This window comes from Nocardia grenadensis NBRC 108939 (assembly GCF_001613445.1).
GTDB lineage: Bacteria > Actinomycetota > Actinomycetes > Mycobacteriales > Mycobacteriaceae > Nocardia > Nocardia grenadensis.
On sequence record NZ_BDCJ01000029.1, the window covers coordinates 86,182 to 98,927 of the forward strand.

Annotated in this window: 10 protein-coding genes; 4 read left to right on the forward strand and 6 right to left on the reverse strand. The window is 68.7% G+C overall.

The genetic code is table 11. The features are described 5' to 3' along the window. The first annotated feature begins 282 nt into the window (after window positions 1–282). From NGR01S_RS27115 to NGR01S_RS27125, 3 genes are read left to right on the forward strand one after another with little or no spacing between them, the layout of a single operon-like run. Window positions 283–2,175, forward strand: a complete 1,893-nt coding sequence (locus NGR01S_RS27115) for a vWA domain-containing protein (protein ID WP_084481755.1) — start codon at window positions 283–285, stop codon at window positions 2,173–2,175. 20 nt (window positions 2,176–2,195) lie between these two features. After that, a complete protein-coding gene (locus tag NGR01S_RS27120; RefSeq protein ID WP_157107449.1) occupies window positions 2,196–2,687 on the forward strand; it encodes a vWA domain-containing protein in 492 nt (163 codons plus the stop codon). Next, window positions 2,629–3,693 carry a hypothetical protein gene (locus NGR01S_RS27125; protein ID WP_157107450.1) on the forward strand — a complete coding sequence of 355 codons (1,065 nt, stop codon included), beginning with the start codon at window positions 2,629–2,631 and terminating at the stop codon, window positions 3,691–3,693. The genes NGR01S_RS27120 and NGR01S_RS27125 overlap by 59 nt, the downstream gene beginning before the upstream one ends. A 242-nt stretch (window positions 3,694–3,935) precedes the next feature. Here the strand turns inward: NGR01S_RS27125 and ffh are convergent, their stop codons facing one another. The 6 genes from ffh to ftsY all read right to left on the reverse strand — a co-directional run bounded on the left by ffh (window position 3,936) and on the right by ftsY (window position 12,153). Beyond that, window positions 3,936–5,510 carry a signal recognition particle protein gene (ffh, locus tag NGR01S_RS27130; RefSeq protein ID WP_063041726.1) on the reverse strand — a complete coding sequence of 525 codons (1,575 nt, stop codon included), beginning with the start codon at window positions 5,508–5,510 and terminating at the stop codon, window positions 3,936–3,938. A gap of 178 nt (window positions 5,511–5,688) precedes the next feature. After that, the gene (locus tag NGR01S_RS27135) at window positions 5,689–6,030 is read right to left on the reverse strand and encodes a hypothetical protein (RefSeq protein WP_081876871.1); all 342 of its coding nucleotides are present in this window, start codon (window positions 6,028–6,030) and stop codon (window positions 5,689–5,691) included. 126 nt (window positions 6,031–6,156) lie between these two features. Then, the gene (locus NGR01S_RS27140; RefSeq protein ID WP_373861468.1) at window positions 6,157–8,628 is read right to left on the reverse strand and encodes a [protein-PII] uridylyltransferase; all 2,472 of its coding nucleotides are present in this window, start codon (window positions 8,626–8,628) and stop codon (window positions 6,157–6,159) included. 99 nt (window positions 8,629–8,727) lie between these two features. Continuing rightward, window positions 8,728–9,066: a P-II family nitrogen regulator gene (locus NGR01S_RS27145; protein ID WP_030521796.1), complete on the reverse strand. Its 339-nt coding sequence runs from the start codon at window positions 9,064–9,066 to the stop codon at window positions 8,728–8,730. A gap of 5 nt (window positions 9,067–9,071) precedes the next feature. Next, the gene (locus NGR01S_RS27150) at window positions 9,072–10,328 is read right to left on the reverse strand and encodes an ammonium transporter (RefSeq protein WP_063041790.1); all 1,257 of its coding nucleotides are present in this window, start codon (window positions 10,326–10,328) and stop codon (window positions 9,072–9,074) included. Window positions 10,329–10,599: 271 nt separating this feature from the next. Beyond that, on the reverse strand, window positions 10,600–12,153 hold the full coding sequence (ftsY, locus tag NGR01S_RS27155; protein WP_431940378.1) for a signal recognition particle-docking protein FtsY: 1,554 nt from the start codon (window positions 12,151–12,153) through the stop codon (window positions 10,600–10,602). 167 nt (window positions 12,154–12,320) lie between these two features. On the opposite strand from ftsY, the gene NGR01S_RS27160 reads away from it, so the two are divergent. Then, window positions 12,321–12,710, forward strand: coding sequence for a DUF2237 family protein (locus tag NGR01S_RS27160; protein WP_030521801.1), 390 nt, complete (start codon window positions 12,321–12,323; stop codon window positions 12,708–12,710). Window positions 12,711–12,746 lie beyond the last annotated feature (36 nt).

Here is a 12,746-nt window from a genome sequence, read left to right on the forward strand (position 1 = left end):
GGTTTTGCGAATGAAGTGTGTGACCGCCGCGCGGTACGTGACCGGAGACGGGCTGACACTGTCCAGAAGGACGATCGACCATTCTGCCAGACGCCGTGGCCGGGCCGGTAATCGCCTCCGGTCGAAACCGGGGTGCCGAGGTCGCGGGCCAAACGGGAACGGCATCACATCCCGCGGGCGGGAGCATGGAAGTTGTCAGCAGGTCTGTGATCTGCGTAGCGTCCGATCAGCGGTATCCGAGCAGGATGCGGCGGAGCCGGACGGGAGTACGACCAAGTGTCAATGTTGAACAGAGTTCTGGCCGCGGCCGTGGCAGGGGTGCTCGGCCTGGTGCCGCTCGCCGCGCCGGCACTCGCCCAGCAGTCCCCGGGGCAGCAGAATCCCGAGTACGCGCCGACGATGCTCGTCCTGGACGCCTCGGGGTCGATGGCGGCGGCCGATCCCGGCGGTAGCACCAAGATGGACGCCGCCAAGAACGCCGTCCGGTCCTTCGTCGCCGCGGCCCCGGACAGTTCGAAGGTCGGGCTCACCGCCTACGGCACCGCTACCGGCTCGTCGGATGCCGAGAAGGCCGCAGGCTGCCAGGACGTGAAGGTACTGCACCCGGTCGATACGGTCGACAAACCCGGGCTGACCGCCGCGTCCGACGGGATCGTACCCAGCGGCTACACCCCGATCGGTACCGCGTTGCGGACCGCGGCCGGCGCGCTCCCGCAATCGGGCCCGCGTTCGGTCGTGCTGGTTTCCGACGGTCTGGACACCTGCGCGCCGCCGGACCCCTGCGAGGTGGCCCGCGAGCTCAGCGCCCAGGGCGCCGAGATCGTCGTGCATGCGATCGGCTTCGGCGTCGATGACCCGTCGCGCGCGCAGTTGACCTGTATCGCCCAGACCACCGGCGGTACCTATACCGACGCCGTGGACGGTAAGACCCTCGAACAGGTATTGCCACGGGTGACAGCCACCGCACTGCGCACCTATGCGGCCACCGGTACCCCCATCGCGGGCACAGCGGATCATCGGGACGCGCCGGTCGCCGAACCGGGCCAGTACCTGGACGTTCTCGACCAGAAGAAGCAGCGCTACTACGCGGTGGATGTGCCCGAGAGGGCGACCGCGTATTTCAGCGGTACCGTCTCGTTCCCGCGGGGCCGTGGCAATGCCTCCATGGCGAACAACGTGCTCAATCTGCGGATCTACGGGCGCGACGGCCAGGACTGCCACGCCTTCGAATTCGAACAGGCTACCCGCTCGACCGACGGGGTAGCGCTGACCGTGGCATCGATGTGGAAGGGTGCGGCCGAAGCCCCGAACGGCTATGCCGCACACGATAAATGCACAGGCGGCGGGCGCTACTACTTCATGCTCGAATGGGCGCACGTCGCCGACGACGCCCCGGCCCGGCTGCCGATCGAGTTGGCGGTGGGTATCGAGCCCGCTGTGGCCGATCCGGGTCCCGCGGCCGAACCCACGCCCGTAACCTTCGCCGCACCCGGCGGGTCCACGGCGCCGGTCGTCGGCGGCGGTTCGTTCAATGTGGCCGCGCCGCTACCGGGGACCGGCAGGTACACCGATACGTTGCAACGCGGCGAGTTCGTCTTCTACCGGGTGAAACTCGACTGGGGCCAAGGTCTGGCCTATCGCGTGCGATTCGGTGAGACGCCGGGACGTGGTGTCGACAACCTCTCCAACATCAACACCACCCTGTACGCGCCGAGCCGCAAGGAACTCGATGACGATTTCGCCGCCTACACCGGGACCGAGCACATACTCCCGACCAACGAGCCGGCCCTCGCGACCCCACCGATCCGCTACCTGAATCGGGAGGCGTCAGACCTCACGATCGCGGAGCAGGCCGTTGCCGGGGACTACTACATCGCAGTCAAGCTCGGCCCGAACAGCGGTGCGGGGGTTGCTGCACCCGTACCGGTGGAACTGGAGATCGACATCGTGGGCGAGGCGGAATCCGGACCGCGATACCAGGACGGAACCGAGACCACGGGAACCTTCGGCGAGAATGAGAAACGCGCCGCCGGGAACGAGACGGACCGGGCCGCAGACGAATCGGACACGGCTGTTTCGCCCCTGGTGTGGGGGGCCGCCGTCGCGCTCGGCGTCGGGCTGCTCCTCATTGTGGTTGTCGTCGTGCTACTGGCCCGCCGCCGCAGCGGACGCTGACCGCCGCGGCGGACGGGATCGTGCCGCGAGGCTACACCCCTATCGGCACCTCGTTGCGGACCGCCGCCGCGGCGCTGCCGCAGGAGGGGCCCCGCTCGATCGTGCTCGTTTCCGACGGGCTGGACACCTGCGCACCGGACCCGTGTGACGTCGCGCGTGAGCTCAGCGCACAGGGCAACGAGATCGTCGTGCACGCGATCGGCTTCGGCGTCGACGATCCCTCGCGGGCGCAATTGACCTGTATCGCCCAGAGCACCGGGGCCACCTATACCGACGCCGCCGACGGCAAAACCCTGGAGCAGGTACTGCCCCGGGTCAGTGCCGCCGCCCTGCGCACCTATGCCGCGGCCGGTACCCCGATCGCGAGGACGCCGGGGTACCGGGAGGCGCCGGTGGCCGCACCCGGACAGTACCTGGATGTGCTGAGCCGGACGAAGCCGAAGTACTACCGCCGTGGATGTGCCCGAGGGCGCGACCGCGTACTTCACCGGGACGGTCTCGTTCCCGCGTAAGGACGACCCCCTGTCCTCCGTCGACAGGCTCGATCTCCAGGTCTACGGCGCCGACGGCCAGGATTGCCGTACCAGGGAAAGCGAGTTGGCCACCAGGACCGGCGACGGGGTCGCGTTGACGGTCGGAAGTATCTGGAAGGGCGCGGTGGAGCCCGACTCCGGTCGCGCGGGCACCGACGCGTGTACGGGTGGCGGCCGCTACTATTTCGCGCTGGAATGGGCCGTGGTCTCGGACAATGCGCCAGCACAGCTACCGGTCGAGCTGTCCGTGGGCGTGGAACCGGTGGTCACCGATTCCGGTCCCGCGGCCGCGCCCGCCGTGGAGTTCACCGCACCCGGCGGGCCCACCGCGCCGGCCGTCGGCGGTGGATCGTTCAATGTCGCCGCGGAGCTGCCCGGGACCGGCCGTTACACCGATACCCTTCAGCGCGGAGAGTTCGTCTTCTACCGGGTGAAACTCGACTGGGGTCAGGGCCTGGCCTACCGGGTGCGGTTCGCCGCGACCCCGGAGCGGGGCAGCGAGTACACCTCGAATATCGCGACCACGCTTTACAACCCGTACCGGGCCGAGCTCGACTTCGACACGATGGCATACACCGGCAGCGAACGGATGCTGCCGTCCCACGACTCGGCGCTCGCCACCGCCCCGATCCGGTATCTCAACAGGAAAGCCGCCGGGGTCGCCGGGCAAGCCGTGCCGGGCTGGTACTACATCGCGATCAAGCTGAGCCCGACAGACAACGTCGCACCGGTGCCCATCGAGCTGGAAGTCGATATCGCCGGCACACCGGAATCCGGGCCGCGTTACGCAGACGATTCCGCGAGTAGCGCTACTTTCGGCGAGGATTCCCGCCCCCGTGCCTCCGGCGAGGCGAGCGATCAGCCCGACGGCACCGCCGAAGGGATCTCGACGGTCATCGGAATAGTGGTGGGGATCGTCGCCATCGCTCTGATACTCGCCGTAACAACCTGGGTTGTCCTCATGCGGCGCCGCCGCACGCGCTGACCGTGTCCGGGCACCGACGCCTTCACCGCCCTCGGGTAGTCGGCGCCCGACTACCCGAGGGCGGCGCGGGCCACGGCGGGTTCACTCGCAGACCGGACGGCCGGGCCGCGTAGCCTTCAGCGACCCGGCCCGGCGAATACCTCATGTCGAGCTTCTACGGCCGCCACGAATACATGGTCGGGGCAGTTCGGTACGATTCGATCCCCCCGGCCGATACTGCCCGTCCCGTGCATACCGGTCGCCTATTTGTCCGGGAATTTGAACTTGGAGATATCGAAGCCCTCCAGGCCGGGGGGCAGCTGATCGAGGCCGGGCGGCATATTCGACAAATCGGGCATTCCGCCGCCCCCCGGCATACCGCCGGGCAGGCCCGGCATACCGGGGAAACCGCCACGCATCTTCGGCTGGGTGGGTCCGCGCCCGCCCTTCTTGCCCTTCTTGCCCTTCTGTTTCTTGTTACGTCGGTTGGCGCCGGGCATTCCCATCTGCCGGCCCATCATCGTCATCATCTTGCGGGCCTCGAAGAACCGGTCGACCAGCTGGTTGACATCGGAGACCTGGACTCCCGACCCGTTGGCGATGCGCAGCCGGCGGGAGGCGTTGATGATCTTCGGATTCTCCCGCTCGGCGGGGGTCATACCGCGGATGATCGCCTGGACCCGGTCGAGCTGTTTATCGTCGACCTGGGCCAGTACATCCTTCATCTGACCGGCGCCCGGCAGCATTCCGAGCAGGTTGCCGATGGGCCCCATCTTGCGGATGGCGAGCATCTGGTCGAGGAAATCCTCGAGGGTGAGCTCGCCGCTGCCGATCTTGCGCGCCGCCTCCTCGGCCTGCTGCGCGTCGTAGACCTGTTCGGCCTGTTCGATGAGGGTGAGCACATCGCCCATACCGAGGATGCGGCTGGCCATCCGGTCGGGATGGAAGACGTCGAAATCCTCGAGTTTCTCGCCGGTGGAGGCGAACATGATCGGCGCGCCGGTGACATTGCGCACGCTCAGCGCCGCGCCACCGCGGGCGTCGCCGTCGAGTTTGGTGAGCACCACACCGGTGAAGCCGACACCGTCCCGGAACGCCTCGGCGGTGGACACCGCGTCCTGGCCGATCATGGCGTCGAGGACGAACAGGGTCTCGTCCGGTTTCACCGCATCGCGGATACCGGCGGCCTGCGCCATGAGTTCGGCGTCGATACCGAGCCGGCCGGCGGTGTCGACGATCACCACGTCGTACTGTTTGGCGCGTGCCTCGGCGATACCGGATTCGGCCACCGCGACCGGATCGGCCGCGGTGATTCCGAGGGCGTTCTCGCCGCCACCGATCGAGGTCCCCGGATGCGGCGCGAACACCGGCACACCGGCGCGTTCGCCGACCACCTGCAACTGGGTCACCGCGCCCGGGCGCTGGAGGTCGCAGGCCACCAGCACCGGCTGATGCCCCTGGTCGCGCAGCCATTTGGCGAGCTTGCCGGCGAGCGTGGTCTTACCGGCACCCTGCAGACCGGCCAGCATGATCACCGTCGGCGGGGTCTTGGCCAGCGTCAGGCGCCTGGTCTCGCCACCGAGAATCCCGACGAGTTCCTCGTTGACGATCTTGACGACCTGCTGGGCCGGGTTCAGCGCGGCCGAGACCTCCGCGCCCTTGGCCCGCTCCTTGATCCGGGTGACGAAACCGCGGACCACGGGCAGCGCGACGTCGGCCTCCAGCAGCGCCAGACGGATCTCCCGGCAGGTGGCGTCGATATCGGCCGGCGACAGACGTCCCTTACCGCGAAGATCCTTCAGGGCACCGGTCAACCGGTCGGATAGGGATTCGAACACCTGGCGCGCTCCTGATCTCGAGTGACGTCACTGAGTCCCAGGGTAATGGGCGTCCCAGAGTAGCGGGCGGCCCGCCGGGGCCTGGGCCCGCACCGGTCTGCTCGCGCACATCACCGGAGATCGTCACCGGACGGAGCACAGAACCGGGGTCGCGAGGGCCCCGGCTGGTGAACACCGCTCAGGAGGGCCCCGACCCGGCGGCGCCGGAGGCGTCGCCGATGTACTCGGTGGAGAACCCGCGGCGGTAGTCGTGCTGTTCGACAGCGACCAGGTAGGCCGCCTCGCGCCCGGTGAGGCCGAGTTCGCGGGACAGGCTGTCCAGCCGCGACCAGTCGTCGTCGGGCGGTAGCCCGTTGGTCGCTACAGCGGCGGCCACATTCATCGCGGCCATCGCCTGGGGCTCGGTGAGTGTGCGCCCCGGCAACCAGGACACCACCCAGTAGGCGTCACCTACACATCGGGCGATGTGCGGTGTCATATCGCTGGTCATGATCGACGAGGTCACCACTTGGATTGCCACCGACCTGCTCCCCTCATGAGCGCGACAGCTGACCACCCGAATGTTAGGGGGCCGACCACCCGCCATCGCCGACTCGCTGGCAAACGGCGAGCAATCGACGCGCAATGGTGACCTTCGTCTCGAACGCTAGTTCTGCTCGGGCTCCGGGGGTTTGCGCGGAGCCGGTCGCGGAACCACCGCCAGGATCGCCGATTCGAGCTCCGCGCGCCGGTCGGGGCCGGTGCGTTCCCCCAGATCCAGGCAGAACACGTCCACTACGAACGAGCCCATCGTCACGACCTTCGCCCAGCGCACCTCGGCGCCCGCACTCGCCGGCACCGCGGCCAGCCGGCAGAGCAGCCCGATCCGGTCCTCGGCCCGTAACTGCAGGATCAGCTGTCCGGGGACCGCGGTCTCCGCCCAGAGCAGCCGGGGCTCGGCCCGGGCCCAGCGCGCGGCGCCGAGGGTCTCTCGTTCCCGCGCGTCCAGCGCCGCCCGCACATCCAGTTCCCCGGCCGCGGCCCGTTTGACCTCCTGCCGCAGCAGGCCGGCGTCCGGCGGGCCGCCGAAAGTCGGTGCCACCACGAAGGTGTTGATCGCCGAAGCCCCCGCTCCGCCGACCGACGCCGAGAGCACCCGCAACGAATGCAGGGCCAGTACACCGGCGGTGTTCGAGAGCAGTCCGGGAGCGTCCGGGGCGATCACGGTGACGATATGAGTGTATTTCCCCTCGCCCGGCGTCAACTCGACGTGCACACCGCCGGCGGCAGCGCGGACCAGCAATTCCTCGGGAATGGGTTCGGGTTCGGGCAGGGCCTCCCCCGCCATCACCGTGCGGCAGCGGCGGACCAGTTCCCCGATCAGGGTGGCCTTCCAGTCACCCCATACGCCCGGTCCGGTGGCCAGCGAATCGGCTTCGGCCAGCGCGTGCAGCAGTTCGAGCCGGCGCGGATCGTTGTCCAGCGCGTCGACCACGTACCGCACGGTGTCCGGATCCTCGATATCCCGATGCGTGGCGACATCGGGCAACAGCAGATGATGACGGACCATGGCGCTGAGGATTTCCACATCCGAGGGCCACAGACCCAACCGGCGACCGATATGGGTCGCCAGGTCGGCACCCACCGCGCAGTGGTCCTCCACCCGGCCCTTGCCGATATCGTGCAGCAGCGCGCCGAGTGCCAGCAGATCAGGGCGGGCCACCCGGGTACTCAGCGTGCTCGCGTAGGCCACCGTCTCCACCGAATGCCGGTCCACCGTCCACACATGCAGCGCGTCCCGCGGCGGGAGATCCCGCACCGCACCCCATTCCGGCAGCAGCCGGCCCCACAGACCGGTCCGGTCCAATGCTTCCACCGCGTCGATCACGCCCCGGCCCGCACCGAGCAGCACCAGCAGATCGTTCAACGCGTCCTTGGGCCAGGGCTCACGTAGCTCCGGCGCGTCTTCGGACAGGCGGTTCAGGGTCGTCGCCGACATCGGCAGCCCGGTCTGCGCGGATGCCGCGGCCACCCGCAGCACCAGCCCCGGGTCACGCTGGGGACGGGCGTCCCTGGCCAGCACCACTTCTCCGGCGTGTTCGACGACCCCCTCGTCCAGCGGCCGCCGCACCGGCATCCGGCGCAACCGGGCCAGACCGCGGCGCGGCAGCGCGTTGCCCGCGGTGCGCAGGCCCACATCGACCGAATATCCGACGGTGCGTGCCGCGTCGCTGAGTGTGCGGGCCAGATCGAACCGGTCACCGATACGCAGCGCGGCCCCGATCTCGTCGGCGTCCTGGGCGCGCAACTGGTCGCGGGCCCGGCCCGCGACCCGGTGCAGTTCGGTGCGCACATCCAGGAGCCGCCGATGGGCCTGCGCCAGACCACCACCGGGCGTGTCCGGGCCCAAACCAGGCATGGCGTCGGTGAGCTGGGCGATCGCGAGCGCGTCCAGCAGCTGGATATCGCGCAATCCGCCGCGCCCGTTCTTCAGATCCGGCTCGCTGCGGTGGGCGACCTGACCGCTGCGTTCCCAGCGCGCGTGGATCCCGGTAACCAGTTCGTCGAAGCGGCCCCGTATCCCGCTGCGCCAATCCTTGCGGATCCCCGCGACGACCCGGTCGCTCAGCTCGGAATTACCCACGATGTGGCGGGCGTCGAGCATGCCGAGCGCGGCCACCAGATCGTCGGAGGCCACCTTCAGCGCATGCGGGACCGTGCGCACGCTGTGGTCGAGTTTGATATGCGCGTCCCACAGCGGATACCAGAGCCCGTCGGCGATCTCGGCGACCCGTTTCGGGTCCATATCCTCGTGCAACAGCACCAGATCCAGATCGGAGTACGGCAGCATCTCCCGGCGGCCGAGCCCGCCCACGGCCATGATGGCGAGCCCGCTGTCCGGCGTTATCCCCACTTCGGCGCCCTTGCCGGTGAGCCACAGCTCATACAGATCGACCAGGGCCGCGCGCAGCGATTCGGCGTCCAGCCGCGGATGTCGCGGCGCGCCGCCGCCCAGCAGTTGATCCCGGGCCCGCACCAGGTCCGCGGCACCCTGCGACAGTGCGGCCGCTTTTCCTGATCGCCCACCGCCGGCCCGCCCGGGCTCTCGATCCTGCCGGTTGTCTCCCAACGAAACCACCACCCGTTCACGCAGGCGACCCCGCCCCGACCGGTTATCGGTGGGAGCGGGGCCGCATTGTCGTTGTGCACCCGCAGGCGCGCTCTCCGCGCGCGGGCTCTATAGCGCGTCGGTGCCGCGTTCCCCGGTCCGGACCCGGACGATCGTTTCGACCGGGGTCACCCAGACCTTGCCGTCGCCGATCTTGCCGGTGCGCGACGCCTCGACGATCAGATCCACGACCCGGTCCACCGTCGCGTCGTCGACCACGACCTCGACCCGCACCTTCGGCACGAAATCCACCGAGTACTCGGCACCGCGGTAGACCTCGGTGTGCCCCTTCTGCCGTCCGTATCCCTGGACCTCGCTCACGGTCATACCGAATACGCCTGCCTGCTCCAGGCCGGTCTTGACGTCTTCGAGCGTGAACGGTTTGACGATTGCGGTGATCAGTTTCATGGGGTTCATGCCTCCTTGACGGCCGAACGAGCGGTTCCACCCAGTGCAGCGAAATCGTATGCCGTCTCCGCGTGCTCGGAATCATCCATACCGCCCGACTCCGCTTCCGCGTCGGCGCGCAGGCCGATCGTGAACTTGATCGCGTACGCGATCACCAGAGCGACCACGAAGGAGTACACCAGAACCGCGACCGCGCCGAGGGTCTGGCGGCCCAGCAACTCGAGATCACCACCGTAGAACAGACCTTCCGCACCGGCGGCCGCCTCGGGCGCGGCGAACAAGCCGATCAGCACCGTGCCGAGGATACCGCCGACCATGTGGATACCCACGACGTCGAGCGAATCGTCGTACCCGAATTTGAACTTCAGGCTCACCGCCAGGGCGCAGACCACACCGGCGATGACGCCGATGGCCAGCGCGCCGAGGACGTTCACCGAGGAGCAGGAGGGCGTGATGGCCACCAGACCCGCGACGATACCGGAAGCGGCGCCCAGGGAGGTCGGCTTGCCGTCGCGGATCTTCTCCACCACCAGCCAGCCGATCATCGCGGCGGCGGTGGCGACCAGCGTGGTGAGGAAGGTGGCCCCGGCGACACCGTCGGCGGCCGCCGCAGAACCGGCGTTGAAGCCGAACCAGCCGAACCACAGCAGCGCGGCACCGAGCATGACGAAGGGCAGGTTGTGCGGACGGAAGGGAGTTTTCGGCCAACCGGCGCGCTTACCGACCACGATGGCCAGCGCCAGCGCCGCGGCACCGGAGTTGATGTGTACGGCGGTACCACCGGCGAAGTCGATGGCCTCGACCTTCTCCATGATCCAGCCGCCGCCCCAGACCCAGTGCGCGACCGGGAAGTACACCACGGTGGCCCAGACGGCGGCGAAGACCAGCCAGGCACCGAACTTCAGGCGGTCGGCCACCGCGCCGGAGATGAGCGCCACGGTGATGATGGCGAACATGGCCTGGAACGCGACGAAGACCGTCGCGGGAATGGTTCCGAACAGCGGGACACCCGCCGATTCGTCACCGAACCCGGCGATCAGCGTCTTCAGACCGAAGAACTGACCCGGGTCCCCGAGCAGTCCGCCTTTGTCGGTGCCGAACGCCGTCGAGAAGCCGTACAGCACCCAGAGCACGGTGACCACGCCCATCGCGCTGATGCTCATCATGATCATATTGAGCACGTTCTTGCCGCGGACCATACCGCCGTAGAAGAACGCCAGCCCGGGTGTCATCAACAGGACGAGCGCAGCGCTCGTCAGCATCCATGCGGTGTCGCCGGCATTGGGCGCGCCGATCACGGTTTCCACCAGTTTCCTCCCTCATCCTCTGGCCCCGCCGCTCACGCGACATCGGGCCCGCTTATGAAGGGTCCTCATTCGGTGTTTCATCCGTGACGCCCAGGTGTTTCACCTAGGTGAATGGATCACGCCCCCATGTTTCGGGTGTGTTGCGCACGCTGTGCGGAGGTTTCCGGACCGCTGTGCGACTCGCCGGACGCAGCCGGATCCGGCCGATTCTGCGCGGGCAGAACAACTAACCGAGCAGCGCGTCGACGAACGCCGAGGGTTCGAACGGCGCCAGATCGTCGGCACCCTCGCCCAGGCCCACCAGTTTGACCGGTACGCCCAATTCGTGCTGGATCTGGAAGACGATTCCGCCCTTGGCGGTGCCGTCCAGCTTGGTCAGCACGACACCGCTGATATCCACCACCTCGGCGAAGATGCGGGCCTGCGCGAGACCATTCTGGCCCACCGTGGCGTCGAGTACGAGTAGTACCTCGTCCACCGAGGCCTTCTTCTCGACCACGCGTTTGACCTTGCCCAGCTCGTCCATGAGCCCGGTCTTGGTGTGCAGCCGACCCGCCGTATCGACAAGCACCACGTCCACGCCGGCGTCGATACCGGTGGAGACGGCGTCGAAAGCGACGGCGGCCGGATCGGCGCCCTCCCGCCCGCGCACGGTATCCGCGCCGACCCGCTCACCCCAGGTCTGCAACTGATCGGCCGCCGCGGCCCGGAAGGTGTCCGCGGCACCGAGCAGCACCCGACGTCCGTCGGCGACCAGCACCCGGGCGAGTTTGCCGGTGGTGGTCGTCTTGCCGGTGCCGTTCACCCCGACCACGAGCAAGATCGACGGATGATCGGCGTGCGGCAGCGCGCGCACCGAACGGTCCAGTTCGGGCCGCAGTGATTCGATCAGTACCTCGCGTAGCACCGACCGCGCGTCCTCGGCGGTGCGGACACTGCGGGCGGCCATCTCCTCGCGCAGCCGTTCCACGATGACGGTGGTGACCGCGGTGCCGATATCGGCCATCACCAGCGTGTCCTCGACCTCTTCCCAGGAATCCTCGTCCAGGTCGCCACCGCCGAGCAGCCCCAGCAGGCTTTTGCCGACCGCGTTCTGCGACCGGGACAACCGGCCGCGCAGCCGGATCAACCGGCCCGAGGTCGGCGCGATCTCCTCGACCTCCGGGACCAGATGGGCTCCGGCGGCGGTATCGGGAGCCACCACCGCGGGCTCCGCGCCCGCTTCGGCGGGTGCGCTCGCCTGCTCGGCCGCGGCAGTGTCCGCGGTCGCGGGACCGGTCTCGGCCACCGGTCCGGCCGTGCCGGGGTCCGCCGGTGCGGTGGCGGGCGGTTCCGTCGTCTCGGGCGAGACGGTATCGGTGCCGTCGGTGGTCGTCGCGCCGGATTCCGTGCCGGTCGCGGTATCGACGGTATCGGCCTCGGGCAGCGGTACATCGGTGATGCCGCGGCGCGGCGCGTCCCGCGGGACGGCGGCGTCGTCGCCGATATGCGGCTGACCCTCCAGATCGGTCCGCTCAGTGGGACTCGGAGCCGCCGGTTCCGCGGGGCTCGGCCCCGGCGGTACGGGGGTCGCGGTGGCACCCCGGCCACCCTGGCTGAACGAGAATCCACCCGCCGCCTGATACCCGCCCGACCGGTCGGTCAGCTGTTCCTTCTGCGCCGGCGCCGTCAGCGAGACCCGGCCGCGCTTGTACCGGACGAAACCGGCCACGAGCGCGACCAGCAGTACGGCGGCGATCACTGCGATCAGAATCCAGGCTTGCGCACTCACGCCGACCATCCTTCCAGAGCGGTACCGAGCGGTAGGTTACCCGGCCCGGCCCGCGCGGCGAAGGCCCGCACCCGCTGCCGCGCACCCGACACATCCCCAGCTCAGCCCCGCGAACACGACCGGTGAGATTTCTTGTCCTGCGGAACTTCTCGCGACAGGCCAATAGGATCGGCGATGTGACCGATCGAAACGTGCTTGGGGGTCCGCTACAAGAGTGCGGCACCGATCCTCTGACCGGGTTCTACCGGGACGGCTGCTGCAGCACCGGCCCGGAGGACCTGGGCAGCCATACCGTGTGCACGGTCGTCACAGCAGAGTTCCTCGAGCATCAGGCGTCCATCGGAAACGATCTGAGCACGCCCCGTCCGGAGAACAATTTCCCCGGACTCCAGCCGGGGGACAGATGGTGTGTCGTGGCGGTGCGCTGGTTACACGCGCACGAGGACGGTGTCGCCGCGCCGGTGGTGCTGGCGGCGACCCATGAGAATGCCCTGGAAGTGATAGCGATGGAGATCCTGCGCAAATACGCGGTCGACGTACCCGACGACGTCAGCGACCTGCTCTGAACACCGGCGTGGGCGCACGGCCGGTGGTACGGCGCG

Coding starts and splice junctions, on each gene's coding strand:
- NGR01S_RS27115 (WP_084481755.1), top strand. CDS start 283: ATGTTGAACAGAGTTCTGGCCGCGGCCGTGGCAGGGGTGCTCGGCCTG.
- NGR01S_RS27150 (WP_063041790.1), bottom strand. CDS start 10,328: ATGCTGACGAGCGCTGCGCTCGTCCTGTTGATGACACCCGGGCTGGCG.
- ftsY (WP_431940378.1), bottom strand. CDS start 12,153: ATGGTCGGCGTGAGTGCGCAAGCCTGGATTCTGATCGCAGTGATCGCC.
- NGR01S_RS27145 (WP_030521796.1), bottom strand. CDS start 9,066: ATGAAACTGATCACCGCAATCGTCAAACCGTTCACGCTCGAAGACGTC.